The 16072-nt window shown below is 69.8% G+C and carries 13 protein-coding genes; 8 read left to right on the top strand and 5 right to left on the bottom strand.

Features of this window, described 5'->3' with window-relative positions; translation table 11 throughout:
- The first annotated feature begins 77 nt into the window (after window positions 1-77).
- The 6 genes from D892_RS0131980 to D892_RS0131955 all read left to right on the top strand — a co-directional run bounded on the left by D892_RS0131980 (window position 78) and on the right by D892_RS0131955 (window position 9304).
- Entirely contained in the window at window positions 78-3749 is a 3672-nt protein-coding gene (locus D892_RS0131980) for a nitrate reductase subunit alpha (protein ID WP_084161835.1), read from the top strand.
- Window positions 3746-5419, top strand: coding sequence for a nitrate reductase subunit beta (narH, locus tag D892_RS0131975; protein ID WP_024805155.1), 1674 nt, complete (start codon window positions 3746-3748; stop codon window positions 5417-5419). Before D892_RS0131980 ends, narH begins: the two co-directional genes overlap by 4 nt.
- On the top strand, window positions 5416-6054 hold the full coding sequence (gene narJ / locus D892_RS0131970) for a nitrate reductase molybdenum cofactor assembly chaperone (RefSeq protein ID WP_024805154.1): 639 nt from the start codon (window positions 5416-5418) through the stop codon (window positions 6052-6054). The genes narH and narJ overlap by 4 nt, the downstream gene beginning before the upstream one ends.
- The gene (gene narI, locus D892_RS0131965; protein WP_024805153.1) at window positions 6051-6788 is read left to right on the top strand and encodes a respiratory nitrate reductase subunit gamma; all 738 of its coding nucleotides are present in this window, start codon (window positions 6051-6053) and stop codon (window positions 6786-6788) included. Before narJ ends, narI begins: the two co-directional genes overlap by 4 nt.
- A gap of 277 nt (window positions 6789-7065) precedes the next feature.
- A complete protein-coding gene (locus D892_RS0131960) occupies window positions 7066-8631 on the top strand; it encodes an FAD-binding oxidoreductase (RefSeq protein ID WP_024805152.1) in 1566 nt (521 codons plus the stop codon).
- A 55-nt stretch (window positions 8632-8686) separates the two neighbouring features.
- Complete coding sequence (locus tag D892_RS0131955) at window positions 8687-9304, top strand: hypothetical protein (protein ID WP_024805151.1); 618 nt, start codon at window positions 8687-8689, stop codon at window positions 9302-9304.
- Window positions 9305-9367: 63 nt separating this feature from the next.
- Here D892_RS0131955 and D892_RS0131950 read toward each other — a convergent pair whose 3' ends face one another.
- From D892_RS0131950 to D892_RS0131925, 5 genes are all read right to left on the bottom strand, one after another.
- Complete coding sequence (locus D892_RS0131950; RefSeq protein ID WP_024805150.1) at window positions 9368-11017, bottom strand: NAD(P)/FAD-dependent oxidoreductase; 1650 nt, start codon at window positions 11015-11017, stop codon at window positions 9368-9370.
- A 266-nt stretch (window positions 11018-11283) separates the two neighbouring features.
- Complete coding sequence (locus tag D892_RS0131940) at window positions 11284-11928, bottom strand: hypothetical protein (protein ID WP_156959767.1); 645 nt, start codon at window positions 11926-11928, stop codon at window positions 11284-11286.
- A 108-nt stretch (window positions 11929-12036) separates the two neighbouring features.
- Window positions 12037-12465 carry a hypothetical protein gene (locus D892_RS42600; protein WP_051499227.1) on the bottom strand — a complete coding sequence of 143 codons (429 nt, stop codon included), beginning with the start codon at window positions 12463-12465 and terminating at the stop codon, window positions 12037-12039.
- A 127-nt stretch (window positions 12466-12592) separates the two neighbouring features.
- Window positions 12593-12952 (bottom strand): VOC family protein, encoded by a 360-nt coding sequence (locus D892_RS0131930; protein ID WP_024805147.1) that lies wholly within the window; start codon window positions 12950-12952, stop codon window positions 12593-12595.
- A 9-nt stretch (window positions 12953-12961) separates the two neighbouring features.
- Window positions 12962-13786, bottom strand: a complete 825-nt coding sequence (locus D892_RS0131925; RefSeq protein WP_024805146.1) for an SAM-dependent methyltransferase — start codon at window positions 13784-13786, stop codon at window positions 12962-12964.
- A gap of 231 nt (window positions 13787-14017) precedes the next feature.
- Here D892_RS0131925 and D892_RS0131920 point away from each other — a divergent pair, with 231 nt between their 5' ends.
- Window positions 14018-15154, top strand: a complete 1137-nt coding sequence (locus tag D892_RS0131920; RefSeq protein WP_036567617.1) for an epoxide hydrolase family protein — start codon at window positions 14018-14020, stop codon at window positions 15152-15154.
- Window positions 15155-15233: 79 nt separating this feature from the next.
- Window positions 15234-16058 carry an alpha/beta fold hydrolase gene (locus D892_RS0131915; RefSeq protein WP_369801842.1) on the top strand — a complete coding sequence of 275 codons (825 nt, stop codon included), beginning with the start codon at window positions 15234-15236 and terminating at the stop codon, window positions 16056-16058.
- The last annotated feature ends 14 nt before the right edge of the window (window positions 16059-16072 follow it).

Below are 16072 nucleotides of genomic sequence, written 5' to 3'. Positions count from 1 at the left end.
GGGCGTTCGTGCGGTTGGTGTCCGATCGCGCGCCCCACGGCGTCGCCGGTCGGCAACTCGTCGAGAGAGGCGTGCGCATGGTGCAACTGGACGGCGAACTCACCGACGCGCTGATCCGCACGCGTCGCTTCTTCACCCGCACGGAGGTCTCACCCGACCGGCGGACGCTGTATCAGGTGGGCGGCCGGCAGGCCGACGAGTTCTATCGCGATCGCTGGTCGCACGACAAGGTGGTGCGGTCCACGCACGGGGTGAACTGCACCGGATCGTGCTCCTGGAAGGTGTACGTCAAGGACGGCATCATCACCTGGGAGACCCAGCAGACCGACTACCCCTCGGCCGGTCCGGACCGGCCGGAGTACGAGCCGCGCGGGTGCCCGCGCGGCGCGGCCTTCTCCTGGTACACCTACTCACCGACCCGCGTGCGCTACCCCTACATCCGCGGCGCCCTGCTCGAGTTGTATCGAGAAGCCAAGGCGCGCACCGGGAACCCGGTCGACGCCTGGGCGTCGATCGTCGAGGATCCGGCGGCGGCGCGGCGCTACAAGAGCCTGCGCGGCCGCGGCGGCCTGGTCCGGACCACGTGGGACGAGGCGGTCGAGCTGATCGCCGCGGCGCACGTGCACACGGTGAAGTCCTACGGCCCCGACCGCGTCGCGGGCTTCTCGCCGATCCCGGCGATGTCGATGGTGTCGTTCGCCGCCGGGTCGCGGTTCGTCTCGCTGCTCGGCGGAGTGATGCTGTCGTTCTACGACTGGTACGCCGATCTGCCGGTGGCCTCGCCGCAGGTGTTCGGCGACCAGACCGACGTGCCGGAGTCCGGGGACTGGTGGGACGCCGGTTATCTGATCATGTGGGGTTCCAACGTCCCGGTCACCCGCACACCCGACGCGCACTGGATGGCCGAGGCCCGCTACCGCGGCCAGAAGGTGATCGCGGTGGCGCCCGACTACGCCGACAACGTGAAGTTCGCCGACGAATGGCTGGCCCCGTATCCGGGCACCGACGGCGCGCTGGCGCTGGCGATGGGGCACGTGATCCTGCGCGAGTTCTTCATCGACCGAGCCGACCCGTACTTCCGCGACTACGTCAAGCAGTTCACGGATCTGCCGTTCCTGGTGCGGCTGGAGGCCGACGGTGACGGCTACCGGCCCGGAAAGTTCCTCACCGCCGCCGATCTCCCCGGATTCGCCGCCGAACCGCACGCCGAATTCAAGACCGTGGTTCTCGACGACGACGGAGAACCGGTGGTGCCCAACGGATCTCTCGGTTTCCGCTACGGCGGGGAGGGCGCCGGGCGATGGAATCTCGAGCTGGGCCGGGCCAATCCGCTGCTGACGGTCTACGGCGGTGACGCCGTGGCGGTGCGGCTGTCCAGGTTCGACGCGCCCGACGGCGCGGCGCAGCCGCTGTGGCGCGGCGTGCCGGTCCGCACCGTGGGCGGGCACCTGGTGACCACCGTCTACGACCTGATGCTCGCCCAGTACGGGGTGCGCCGGCCCGATCTGCCGGGGGAGTGGCCGAGCGGCTACGACGACGCGACCCAGCCCGGCACACCGGCCTGGCAGGAGACCGTCACCGGCGTGCCCGCCGCGGCCGCCGCCCGGATCGCCCGCGAATTCGCCGCCAACGCGGCCGAATCGAAGGGCCGGTCGATGATCCTGCTGGGCGCGGGCACCAACCACTGGTTCCACTCCGACACGATCTATCGCACGTTCCTGGCGCTGACCACGCTGACGGGCTGTCAGGGCGTCAACGGCGGCGGCTGGGCACACTATGTGGGCCAGGAGAAATGCCGTCCGGTGACCGGATGGGCGCAGGTGGCAGGCGCGCTGGACTGGTCGCGCCCGCCGCGGCAGATGATCCAGACCGCCTACTGGTACCTGCACACCGACCAGTTCCGCTACGACCCGTTCGCCGCCGACACCCTCGCCGGGGCGGCGGCGGGCGGCGCGCTGTCCGGCCGCACGACCGCCGACCTGATCGCGCTGTCGGCGCGGCTGGGCTGGATGCCGTCGTATCCGACCTTCGACCGCAACCCGCTGGACCTGGCCGACGAGGCGGAGCAGGCGGGGATGCCGGTCGCCGACTATGTGGTGTCGGAGCTGAAGCTGGGGCGGCTGCGGTTCGCGTGCGAGGATCCCGATGCGCCACAGAACTTTCCGCGGGTGCTCAGCGTGTGGCGGTCGAACCTGCTCGGGTCGTCGGCGAAGGGTGACGAGTACTTCCTGAAACATCTGCTGGGGACGAGTTCGGCGCTGCGCGCGCAGGAGGCGCCGCCCGGCGCGCGCCCGCGGGAGGTGGAGTGGCACGAGGAAGCGCCGGTCGGCAAGCTGGATCTGCTGCTGACCCTGGACTTCCGGATGACCAGCACCACCCTGTACTCGGATGTGGTGCTGCCGGCGGCGACCTGGTACGAGAAGTACGACCTGTCGACCACCGATATGCACCCGTTCGTGCACTCGTTCTCGCCCGCGATCGCCCCGCCCTGGCAGGCCCGCACCGACTGGGACGCGTTCCAGAGCATCGGCAAGGCGTTCACCCGCCTGGCCACCGGCCATCTCGGCAAGCGCACCGACGTGGTGGCGGCTCCGCTGCAGCACGACACCCCCGATGAGCTGGCCACCCCGCACGGCGTGGTCCGCGACTGGAAAGCCGGTGAGTGCGAACCGGTTCCGGGCAAGACGATGCCGAAGCTGATCGCCGTGGAGCGCGACTATCCGGCGGTGGCGGCGAAGATGGCGGCGCTCGGGCCGCTGCTGGACTCGCTGGGCGCCACCACCAAGGGGGTCACGTTCGAACTGGCGCCGGAGATCCGCTACCTGGCCGACAAGAACGGCACCGTGCGCGGCGGCCCCGCCGCCGGTCGCCCCGCCATGATCCGCGATATCGATGCCTGCGAGGCGATCCTTGCGCTGTCGGGCACCACCAACGGCCGCCTGGCCACCCAGGGCTTCCGGACCCTGGAGCAGCGCACCGGAACCCGGATGGCCGACCTGGCCGCCGAGCACGAGGGCAAGCGGATCACCTTCGCCGACACCCAGGCCGCGCCGGTGCCGGTGATCACCTCGCCGGAATGGTCGGGCTCGGAATCCGGCGGCCGGCGGTACTCGCCGTTCACCCTGAACGTGGAGCGGCACAAGCCCTGGCACACCCTCACCGGCCGCCAGCACTTCTATCTGGACCACGACTGGATGGCCGAGGTGGGCGAACAGCTCCCGGTGTTCCGGCCGCCGCTGAACATGGCCGCGCTGTTCGCCGAGCCCGTCCTCGGTTCGGCCGGTGAGCACGGGCTGGTCCTGCGGTATCTGACCCCGCATTCGAAGTGGTCGATCCACTCCGAATATCAGGACAACCTGCTCATGCTGAGCCTGTCGCGCGGCGGGCCGACGATCTGGATGTCCGACCGCGACGCCGCGAAGATCGGTGTCGCCGACAACGACTGGATCGAGGCGGTCAACCGCAACGGCGTGGTGGTGGCCCGCGCGATCGTCTCGCACCGGATGCCCGAGGGCACCGTCTACATGCACCACGCCCAGGATCGGGTGGTGGACGTGCCGATCGCCGAGACCTCCGGGCAGCGCGGCGGCATCCACAACTCGCTGACCCGACTGCTGATCAAGCCGACCCACCTGATCGGCGGCTACGCCCAGCTGTCCTACGCGTTCAACTATCTCGGCCCGACCGGCAACCAGCGCGACGAGATCACCGTGATCCGCCGCCGCGGCCAGGAGGTGCGGTACCGATGAAACCGATGGCACAGATGGCGATGGTGATGAACCTGGACAAGTGCATCGGGTGCCACACCTGCTCGGTGACCTGCAAGCAGACCTGGACCAACCGTTCGGGCGTCGAGTACGTCTGGTTCAACAACGTGGAAACCCGTCCGGGACAGGGCTATCCGCGCACCTACGAGGATCAGCGCCGGTGGCGCGGCGGCTGGACGCTGGACCGGCGCGGCCGGTTGCGGCTGCGCGGCGGCGGGCGGCTGCGCAAGCTGCTCACCCTCTTCGACAATCCGATCCTGCCCGAGCTGGGCGACTACTACGAGCCGTGGACCTACGACTACGAGACCCTGACCACCGCGCCGGTGCAGCGGCACACGCCGGTGGCGCGGCCGAAATCGCTGATCACCGGCGAGGACACCCGGATCACCTGGTCGGCCAACTGGGACGACGATCTCGGCGGCGCACCCGAACTCGCGCGCAAGGATCCGCTGCTGGCCGAGCTGGGCGACAAGGTGCGCTTCGAGTTCGAGCGCACCTTCATGTTCTATCTGCCGCGCATCTGCGAGCACTGCCTGAACCCGTCGTGCGTGGCGTCGTGCCCGTCCGGCGCGATCTACAAGCGCAGCGAGGACGGCATCGTGCTGGTGGACCAGGATCGATGCCGCGGCTGGCGGATGTGTGTGTCCGGGTGTCCGTACAAGAAGGTGTATTTCAACCATCGCACCGGCAAGGCCGAGAAGTGCACGCTGTGTTTCCCGCGCGTGGAGGTGGGCCTGCCGACGGTGTGCGCGGAGACCTGCGTCGGGCGGCTGCGCTACATCGGGCTGATGCTCTACGACGCCGACAAGGTGCTCGACATCGCCTCGACGCCCGACGAGCGGGATCTCTACGCCGCGCAGCGCGACGCCTTCCTGGACCCGGACGACCCGGACGTGATCGCCGCCTGCGCGCGCGCCGGCATCCCGCACGACTGGATCCTGGCCGCGCAGCGCTCGCCGGTGTACGCGCTGATCAACACGTATCGGGTGGCGCTGCCGCTGCATCCGGAGTACCGGACGGTGCCGATGGTCTGGTACATCCCCCCGCTGTCACCGGTGGTGGACGTGCTGCGTGACACCGGGCACGACGCCGAGGATCACGGCAATCTCTTCGCCGCCATCGAGGCGCTGCGCATTCCGGTCGAATATCTCGCCGAGCTGTTCACCGCCGGTGACGTGGCACCCGTCGAGTCGGTGCTGCGGAAGATGGCGGCCATGCGCAGTTATATGCGCGATATCAACCTCGGCCGCGAGCCGCGGCCGGAGATCGCGGCCCGGGTCGGCATGACCGAGGAACAGATCTACGGCATGTACCGGCTGCTGGCGCTGGCGAAATACGACGAGCGCTACGTGATCCCGCCCGCGCACGCCGAACAGGCACACGGGCTGGAGGAGTTGGCTACCGAGTGCAGCCTCGACTACGACGGCGGTCCCGGCATGAGCACGGACGACTGGGGCCCGTTCGGCGAGAGTTCCGGGCAGATCACCCCCGTCGCGGTGGAGAACTTCCGGATGCTGCGCGACCGGCAGACCAGCGACAGCGAGGCCGCGCCGGTCGCGAAGTCCGACCGGGTCAACCTGCTCAACTGGGACGGCCGGGGCCGGCCCGCGGGCCTGCTACCGCCCAAAGCGGAAGGGAAACACCGCAAATGAGCCCGAACGCCGCCGAACGCTCCGCCGCCTGGCAGGTGCAGTCGCTGCTCCTGGGATATCCCGACCAAACCCTGCTGGACCGGCGGCCGCTGCTGCGGCAGGCCGCCGATGCACTGCCGAAGGCGGTCGGTGCACCGTTGCGGCCGCTGCTGAACCATCTCGACGACACCGCGCCGCTCACGCTGGCCACCGAATACGTCGACACCTTCGACCACCGCAAGCGGTTCAGCCCGTATCTGACCTATTTCCTGTACGGCGATACCCGCAAGCGCGGGATGGCGCTGCTGCGGTTCAAGCAGGTGTACCGGGCCGCGGGGCTGGTGCTCGCCGACGAGGAACTGCCCGATCATCTGGCGGTGCTGCTGGAGTTCGCGGCCGCGCATGCCGAGGCCGGACACCGGCTGCTGGTCGAGTACCGGGCGGGCGTGGAGCTCATGCGGCTGGGGTTGCGCGACGCGGAATCGCCGTGGGCGGGCGTCCTGGATTCCGTCGGTGCGACGTTGCCGCCGATGCACGGCAGCGACCGCGACGCCGTCATCCGCCTGATCGCCGAGGGACCGGCGGAGGAGGAGGTCGGCCTGGAGCCGTTCGCGCCGCCCGCGTACATGCCCGAACCGAGGGGAGGCCGTCGATGACGCCGAGCGCCGTGGATATTCTGCTGTGGGTCGCCGTTCCCTACGCGGCGCTGGCGATCTGCCTGGTGGGGCACGTGTGGCGGTATCGCTACGACAAGTTCGGCTGGACGACCCGCTCGTCGCAGCTGTACGAGAACCGACTGCTGCGGCTGGGCAGCCCGCTGTTCCACTACGGGATCGTGTTCGTCTTCCTCGGGCACGTGCTGGGGTTGGTCGTTCCGGAATCGTGGACCGAGGCCATCGGGGTGAGCGAAGGCGCCTATCACGCGGTGTCGTTCTGGACGGGTACCGCCGCGGGTGCCGCGACGGTGCTGGGCCTGGCGATCCTGATCTACCGGCGCCGCACGGTCGGCCCGGTGTTCTCGGCCACCACCCGCAACGACAAGGTCATGTACGTGATTCTGGGCGCCACCCTGGCCCTCGGACTGGGCACCACGCTGTACTACACGCTCAGCGGGCAGGAGCACGACTACCGTCAGGACGTCGCGCCGTGGTTCCGGTCGGTCTTCTACTTCCGGCCCGATCCGGAGCTGATGGCACACGCCCCGCTCGGATTCCGGTTGCATGCGCTGGCCGCGTGCGCGCTGTTCGCGCTGTGGCCCTTCAGCCGGCTGGTACACGTATGGTCGGCGCCGGTCGGATATCTGACCAGGCCCTACATCGTGTACCGCAGCCGGGACGAGGCGCTGGGGACACACCGGCCGCCGCGCGGGTGGGAACGCGTGGGGCATTAGCGGTCACGATCGGTTCTGCATTCGCTGCACAGTTGCGCTCACTGCATGAACGGAGCGGAGGGACCGTGCGGCGTGGGCGCGCCCACCGGTACGGGCGGGTTTGTCGTGGTTCGATCATGGTAAGCCTGGTCTGGGTGCCGTCCGCCGAAAGTGCGTGAGCTGTCTCGATGCCGGGCGGTGACCGGCCCGAGAGAGGGCGGTCTTCTCGGTTCGCAGGGGCGGATCGGAGACCGCACACAGTTGCTGGATATGTCACCCGACCGAGGAGGGCACGAGAATGTCGTTGTCGCGCCGAGGTTTCGTCGGTGCCGCGCTGGGCGGGGCGGCGGCGCTGGCCGGACGGCCGATGTCCCGGGCCGCCGAGCCGGGCGTGGTGCTGCCGGGCGATCTGGACTATCCGATCCTGACCAGACGCGGATACAACCGGCGATTCGTCGCGCAACCGCAGCGGATCCACCTTCCGCAGACCACCGACGAGGTGCGCGACGCGGTGGGGCGGTGCGTGCGCGACGGGCTGCGGATCGCGGTGCGGTCCGGCGGGCACTGCTTCGACGACTTCGTCGACAGCTCGCGGACCCAGGCGCTGATAGATCTGGTGCGGCTGAACGAGATCCGGTGGGACGACCGGTACCGGGCCTTCTCGGTCGGTGCGGGCGCCGAAGTGGGCGCGGTCTACGAGGCCCTCGGCCGCTGGGGCGTCACCGTCCCCGCCGGCATCTGCAAGGGGGTCGGCGCGGGCGGGCACATCAGCGGCGGCGGGTACGGGCCGCTGTCGCGCCGGTTCGGACTGGTCGCCGACCACCTGTACGGGGTCGAGATCGTCACGGTGGCCGCCGACGGCCGGGCGCGCTCGGGGGTGGCTACCCGAGACGGCCCGCATCCGGACCTGTGGTGGGCGCACACCGGTGGCGGTGGCGGCAATTTCGGCGTCGTCACCCGGTTCCTGCTGCGCTCGCCCGGTTCCGACGGCGCCGATCCGGCGCGGGCGCTGCCCCGGTCGCCGGGCGCCGTGTCGACCACGCGGTTGTCCCTGCCGGCGCCGACCGAGGAGTCGTTCGTCCGGTTTCTGGCGAACTACCTGGATTTCTTTTCCCGCCACCGGGAACCCGGTAACCGTTTCGCCGGATTGTATGCGCCGCTGGGCATTCGGACGTTCCCCGCCGGGGCCACCGATATGCTGGTCCTGTCGGATGCCGAGGCGCCCGACGCGCCGGCGCGGCTGGAGGAATTCCTCGCGGCGGTCGTCGACGGCGTCGACCCCGCCCCGATACGGCAGCCGACCGTCGTCGCCGGCTACGGCGAGACCGTCAACCTGTCGTACTACGCCAAGGCTCCGGAGCCGCCGCGGGTGAAGGTCAAGGCGGCCTATCTGCGGCAGCCGTATACGACCGAACAACTGCGAATCTGCTACCGCCGCCTGTCCGATCCGCGGTGCGTGGGCGAAACACAGCTGGAGTTCCTGCCGTTCGGTGGCGCGATCAACGCGGTCGCCCCCGGCGCCACGGCTATGCCGGCGCGGGACACGTTCATGAAGATGATGATCCACGCGGCCTGGCGCCTGCCCGTCGACGACGAGCGGCACCTGGCCTGGGCTCGGGAGACCTACCGCGACCTGTACGCCGACACCGGCGGCGTGCCGGTACCGGACGCCCGCAACGGCGGCAGTTACATCAACTATCCGGATCCGGATCTCGCCGACCCGCGGTGGAACGCCTCCGGGCTGCCGTGGCACGCCTTCTACTACGGCTCGAACTATCCGCGATTGCAGCGGGTGAAGGCGGAGTGGGATCCGAAAAACATCTTCCACCACGAGCTTTCGGTAGAATTGCCGTCCGCGGGGTGAGTGTTGCCGGGCCGCGGCTACGCTCGCCGGGCGGTGAGCGGGAAGGGGAATCGAGATGCCGGGACGTCTGCTCTCGCCCGAGGAATGCGACGAACTCTGGTCGCCATGGTCCCCGGCCGAGGTCACACGGCGGATGTCGAGCGTCACGACTCCGTGGTGTGTGACCGCGGGGTGGGCACTGGATCTGTTCACCGGGGGCGGCGCCCGCGCGCACGCCGATCTCGAAATCGCCGTCCCCCGAGACGGATTCGGCGAGATCATCGCCGCATTACCGGGCTTCGAGTGGGACGTCGTCGGCGACGGACGGGTCCGGCCCTTTCCGCAGGAGGCGGCCGTCCATCATCAGACCTGGCTGCGCGACCCCGCGACCGGGCGGTACCACCTCGACGTATTCCGCGAACCGCACATCGGTGACCGATGGGTGTGCCGCCGCGACCCGTCGATCACGCTGCCCTACGAGGAACTGATTCTCCGCACCGGCGACGGCGTCCCGTACGTGATTCCGGAGGTCGCGCTGCTGTTCAAGGCGAAAGCATGCCGCGACAAGGACGAGGCGGACCTCCGCCGCGTGCTCCCGGCGATGGACCCGTCGAGGACGTCGCGGTTGTCGGAGTGGCTGAGCCGAGTCCACCCCGGGCATTCCTGGCTGGGAAGAATCGCGGAGGGCGCGTAGGCGACCGATTGCGCTGAGGCCCGGACAGTGCCCACCGTACGGTAAAAGCCTGAGATGTCCGTCCTACGGCGAAAGGCCGAGGTCGCCGAGGATTTCCGTGGCCGCGCGGAGGCCGGATCGGGCGGCGCCGTTCATGTAGCCCTGGTAGTCGGGGGAGGTGTGTTCGCCGGCGAGGTGGATATTGCCCTGGCGCGTGCCCTCGTAGCCGGCGAAGCGGTGGCAGTAGCCGGGCGGATAGCAGCTGTAGGCGCCCCCGGAGTACGGGTCGAGGTGCCAGGACGACAGGGTCGCCTTGCCGTTCCAGAGCGCCGAAACACCGGGGACCACCTGGTCGAACTGCGGCAGTACGCGGCCGACCGCGGCCCGCACGGCGGGGTCGGAGGCGGTGAGAAACGGTGCGGGAGCGGGGAACCGGCGGGCCTCGGCGCCACCGCCGTACTGGATGGCGATGCCGTGGTCGCCGGGCTGCCCGGCGGTGGCGTCCCAGATCTGCTGGAAGCCGAGATCGGTGAAGCTGACACCGGTCGACATGCCCGGCCACGGCCCGGTACCGATCCAGGGACGCGCCGTGAACTGCATGTTCAGCTTGGTGCAGCTGCCCATCGCCAATGCCGAGATCGCCTGTGTCATCCGGGGATCGAATCCGGCGGCCGCGAGATCGGTATCCTGCAATACCGCGAGCGGCAGCGCGAGGACCGTGTGGTCGGCGACGACGGTGCGGCGCGAGCCGCGGTCGTCGAAGGTCAGCGTCTGGGTGCCGCCGGCGCCGCGGGAGATGGCCTCCAACCGCCAGCCGTGCCGGACGGCTCCGTCCGGTAACGCTGCGGCGATCGCCTCCGGCAGTTGCTGGTTGCCGCCGAGGATCTCGTACCGTTCGTCGGAGGCGCTCCACACCTTCGGATCGTTCGGGTCGGCCTGCGGACCCATCAGGTAGAGGAGATTCAAGGCGGTCTGGGCGGCGGTCGGCAGGCCGTATTCGACGGCATAGGCGGCGTCGAGATAGCGGGCCAGCCAGGACGAGTATCCGCCCGGCACCCGGGTCGAAATCCATTCGGCGAGAGTCATATTGCTGAGGGTGACCGCGCCCGGCGTGGCATCGTTCCAGGTCACCGGCCGGTGACCGGCGCGGGTCAGATCGTCGCGCAGCGCACGGTACACCGGCTGGAAGTCGGCGACGAAGGTGTCGTGCGACCGGTAGCCGCCCTCGAAGTACAGCACGTCGTGACCGCCCGGCGGCGCGGCCGCCCGCACGTCGGTCAGCGGCAGCCCGAATCGGGTGCACAGGCCGCGGACGGCCGTGTGCACGGAATCGATGGCCTCGCCGCCACATTCGCTGATCTGGCCCTCGTCCCAATAGCGGCGCTCGGACCGTATCCGGCCGCCGACCCGCCCGCTCGCCTCGTAAACGGTCGCGCCGACCCCGGCGTCGGCCAGCGCCAATGCCGCGGTGAGTCCCGCGAGGCCGGCACCGACGATCGCGATGCGCGGCGGATCGCCGGGGTCGATCACCGGGCCGCACCCGGGCACGCCCGCCGCCACGCCGGCCCCGCCGACCGCCGCGGCGAGCCGGAAGAACGTGCGCCGATCGAGCGCGGGCAGCGCCCCGGCGGCGCGGGCCTGCCGGAACTCCGGCACCGGCAGACCGAGACGTTCGGCCGCGGCGTGATCGGCGACGATCCGCCGGAACCGCCGCACCAGGGGTGTCCGTGGCACGGTTCGCCCTCAGCGCTGCCCGGCCGGTAGCGGCGCGGCTGCGCCGAATTCCCGGAAGAGCATGCGGACAATCACCCCGATACCACCGACCACGGCGCCGGATCCGTTCGCCGGATTCACGTTCTCGCGCCGCGCTCATGAACAGCGCGACGATCACGCGCCCGCGATAGCAGGCCGACCATTGTGAACCCACGATAGCGTGACCGGAAGGCCTACCGCCGCACCGGTTTGCGGGTACGTCGGCAGGGCAGTTCATGGCTGGTTCGTCATTGCTGGGGCCACTGCGGTGGAGGCTGCTGGCCGGGGTAGCCGGGAGGCGATTGCTGGACGCCGCCCATCGGGGGCTGGGGCCATACGTTCTGGGGTGGTACGGCCGGTTGTCGGGGCCAGGAGTTCGGGCTCTGCGGTGTGCCGCCGGATACTTCGGCCGCGAGCAGGGCGGCGATCACGCCCAGCGCGAGCAAGGTGACGGGGATCGTCAGCCAGCCGCCGTCGCTCCACGGATTGTAGCCACGGAGGGAGCTTCGGTCGAAGCTGCCGAAAAGGTAGCTGATGTGGGGGGCGAGGACCATGCCGGCCGCGATTCCGGCGGCGAGCCGGGCGGCCGACTTGCCGGAGGCGAACAGCAGAACCCCGCCCGCCAACGCGACCAGCACGGTGACGATCACACCGAGGTCGCTCCAGAAGAACCTGTCGTAGTCGATGTAGGACCAGATCCGGCGCACGACGTAAAGGAGTGCCGCCAGGATCAACCCGGCTGCGGCCACCGGACCGGCCGCACCGCGCCCGCCGCCCGGCGGCGGATAACCCGGCATCGGTTGCCCGGGCACGCCGGCGGGCGGGCCCCACCCCTGACCTGGCGGCTGCGCCGGGTTGTTCGGCGGCGGTCCGGGCGGGAACGGCTGGGCCATCGGTGCGTACTCCCTCGCTGACGTGGTGAACTCGAAGCAGCCTATGCGATCCCGTGGCCAGGGGCAGGGCGGTGGTTTCAGGGGCGCGGTGGTTCAGGGCGACAGCCGTCAGGGTGCCGGTTGCGCCTCGGGAACGAATACCCCGATCAATTGTCGCGCGAATTCGTCGGCATCGGTGCGTATCCCGTTGTGCGCACCGGGAAACTCGGTGAGCGGCAGGCCCAGCCGGGCGGCGACCTCGGCCGCGGGCCGGTGGGGAAGATGCCCCCGGGGCTCCCGGCCGGCCGCCGGGACCAGCCGATCCCGCACCGGCTCCAGCGCCGCGTAATCCGGTAGGTACGACGTGAATTCGCGCAGTTCGTACTCCATCATGAGCGGCGCGTCGGCGGCCAGGCGCGCCCACATCTCGGCCTGGCGCGGGGGCAGTTCGCCGATAGCGGGCGCGGGCTTCATGGTCCCGCCGATCGCGGCCTGGAACCGGGCCGCCGCGGCGCCCGGTCCCTCGGTCCGGAACAGGGCATGGACCTCGGCGATCATCGCGCGGTGTTCGGCGGCGTCGGAAAGTACGGCGAAACACGGCGGTTCGTGCGCGACGAGGGCAGACGGGTGCCTGATCCACGGGCGTTCGGGTCGGCCGAAACGCGAAAATCCTTGCGCGCCCGGCTCAGTCGAGGTCGTATGCGACGGGGTGGCGCGGCTGGTACAGCCCGATCTCACCCGCACCCGGTACCCGGAACGAGGTGAGCGTTCCCCAGCTTGCCTCGCTGATGCCGCCGATGAATTCGACGCCCTTCGCCGTCAGCTCGGCGACCGTGGCGTACAGGTCGTCGCACATCAGATACAGCTCGATCCGCCCGCTGTCCGGGTCGCCGGCCGGGTGCACGGCCAGCTCGGACGGCGGCGAGCGGAAGATCAGCCAGCCGTCGCCGGCGTCGACGTTCGGCAGGCCCAGGATGTCCCGGAAGAACGCGCGGGCCCGCTCGGCGTCGGTGGCGTAGACGATGGTGTGCGCGCCGGTGATCATGGGGACACGCTACGGCTTGCGGGCCAGCGCACAGGACACGAGTTGTTCCCAGATGGTGAGTTCGCGCTCCTCGACGCCGATCTTGTCGACGTTCGCGTCCGGGCGCGCCGGCCGCCACCGCGCGCAGTACGACAGGCCGGGCTCCAGCACCTCGACGTCGTCGCCGAACAGCGCGAGGATCTCGTCGTCGGTACGCCAGCGGCCGCGGCCGAAGGTCTCCTGCAGCTTCTGCTCGGCGACCCTGGTCTCCTCGTTCTGGCCCGACCGGAAGTGCGAGATGTAGATCTCGCTGCCCGAGGGCACCTGGTCGATCCACCACTGCACCAGTTCACGCGGGTCCTCGTCGTCGTTCAGGTGATGCAGGATGGCGCTGAAGACGACGCCGACCGGCTGCTCGAAATCGATCAGACGGCGCACCTCGGGATGTTGCCGGATGCTGTCCGGCTCGCGCAGATCGGCCTGCACGACAGTGGTGTTCGCATCGGTCTGCAACAGCGCGCGACCGTGTGCGAGCACGATCGGATCGTTATCGATGTAGGCCACCCGGGCATCGGGCACGTGCCGCTGCGCGACCTGATGCACGTTGTCGACGGTGGGCAGGCCGCTGCCCATGTCGACGAACTGCCGGATCCCGTCGGCGGCGATGCTGCCGATGACGCGGTTGAGCGCCTGCCGGTTGGCGTAGGCGATGGCCACCGACCCCGGCAGATCGTTGATGAAGTAGTCGCCGATCTTGCGGTCGACGTCGTAGTTGTCGCGGCCGCCGAGTAGATAGTCGTAGACACGGGCGATGCTCGGTTTCGACTGGTCCACGCCTGCCATGTTGTCGGTCATCTGGATCACCCCTGTCCGCCGGACGTTCGTCGGTGAGAATCGTAGGAGACACGGTCTGCTCGGGTGGCGGTTCCGGGATACCGGATGCACGGCGGGTGCGTCCCGGGCACGACACTAGCCGACGACGCGCCGGCGGATACGGTTGGCTGCCAAGGGATATTTCCGGTCGGCCGCCGCAATGCCGCGCGTTCAGGACGGAAACCGACCGCATCACTTTCTAGCGTGACGGGCATGACGACCTTCGAGCCCTTCCGTGTCGAGATACCGCAACGCGACCTCGACGACCTCCGGTCCCGCCTCGCCGCCACCCGGTGGCCCGCCGAACTGCCCGATGTCGGCTGGCGGTACGGCATACCGACGAGATATGTCCGCGAGCTGGCCGACTACTGGCGCGGCGGATTCGACTGGCGCCGTGCGGAACTGGCACTGAACGCGCATCCGCAGTTCGTGACCGACATCGGCGGGCAGCGGCTGCATTTCGTCCATGTCCGGTCGGCCGAGCCGGGGGCGCTGCCGCTGGTCCTGGTGCACGGGTGGCCGTTCGCCGACTTCCGCGAGGTGATCGGGCCGCTCACCGACCCGGTGGGACACGGCGGTGATGCGGCCGACGCCTTCGATCTGGTGATCCCGACCCTGCCCGGATTCGGTTTCTCCGGACCGACCCGGGCGCCCGGCGAGGCCGCTACCGAGCGATCGGCGGAGTTGATCGCGGAACTCATGGCGCGACTGGGTTACCGGCGATACGGCGCGCAAGGCGGCGACGCCGGTTCGTTCGTCGCGCCGCAGCTGGGCCGCATCGACGGTGAGCACGTCGTCGGCGTGCACCTCAACGACCCGATCACCATCCCGTCCTGGGACGACGACGGATCCGGTTACAGCGCAAGCGATCAGGCGAAGCTGGCCGAACTGCAGGACTGGAGCACCTCGCAGACCTCCGGTTACGCGGGCATCCACTCCACCCGCCCGCAGACGCTGGCGCCCGCGGTCAACGACTCCCCGGCGGGCCTGCTGGCCTGGGTACTGGACGTCGTGCACACCTACATGGATCCGGCGAAGGAACTGCCGGACGACGCCATCGATCGCGACATGCTGCTCACCGATGTCAGCATCCTGTGGTTCACCGGCACCATCGGTTCATCCATGTTGCTGTACAAGGAATCTGGGCAGTGGGGCGCCGATCTGCCCGACTCGGGAGTGCCGACCGGTGTCGCGGTGTTTCCGGGTGCCGGCACCCTCCGAGGCGTCGCCGAGAAACAGAACACCGTGGTGCACTGGTCGCAGTTCGACCGCGGCGGGCACTTCGCCGCGATGGAGGCACCGGACCTGCTGATCGGGGATCTGCGGGATTTCTTCCGCACCGTGCGTTGAGATCGAGCGGTGGGAGCGATTACTTTCGGTGTCGGGGGCGGTCGGAACAGTCGACCGACTCCGTGCCCAACTCTGGAGGATCGCCTTGACCTCGTCCGTCCCCGTCACCTCCGCCACCCTGGCCGCGCCCGGCGTGCGGCTGTACTACGAAGTGCGCGGCAGCGGCCCGCTGCTGGTGCTGGTCGGCTCGCCGATGCACACCGAGCCGTTCGCGCCGCTCGCGGAGCTGCTCGCCGCCGATCACACCGTGCTCACCACCGATCCGCGCGGCCACTACGGCAGCGCGCTCGACGATCCGGACAGCGACTCCACCCCGGACCTGCGGGCCGGCGATCTGGCGCGGATCCTCCGGCACGTCGACGCCGGACCGGCGACGATCCTGGGATCGTCGGGCGGCGCGATCACGACTCTCGCACTGCTGCAATCGGATCCGGAACTCGTCGAGACCGCGGTCGCACACGAGCCGCCGCTGGCCGAACTGCTCGACGATCGCGCCGAGCAGCGGGTCCTGCGCGCCGACATCGTCGCCACGTATCGGCGCGGCGACGAGATCGAGGCGATCCGCAAGTTCTTCGCGTCCACCGACATGGAGCTGCCGGAGGAGGCGTTCCAGCGGATGTTCGGCGACCGCACGCCGGCCTCGGCCGCCGAGGACCGCTACTTCTACCTGCACGAACTGGAGGGCACGGCGGGCTGGCGGCCCGATCTCGACGCCCTGCGGGCGGTCCGGGAGAGGCTCGTCATCGGTATCGGCCAGGCGTCGGCGGGACAGTTCTGTGACCGCACCTCCCGCGCCCTCGCCGCCGATCTGAGCATCGAACCGACCCCGTTCCCGGGCGGGCACGTCGGATTCGTGGAGGCTCCGGAGAAGTTCGCCGTGCGGCTGCGCGAGGTCATCGGCTGAGCCTGCCGCAGGAG

The organism is Nocardia sp. BMG51109 (assembly GCF_000526215.1).
GTDB lineage: Bacteria > Actinomycetota > Actinomycetes > Mycobacteriales > Mycobacteriaceae > Nocardia.
The sequence above is the reverse complement of the archived record's forward strand: the minus strand, read 5'-3'. Positions and strand labels throughout refer to the sequence as shown.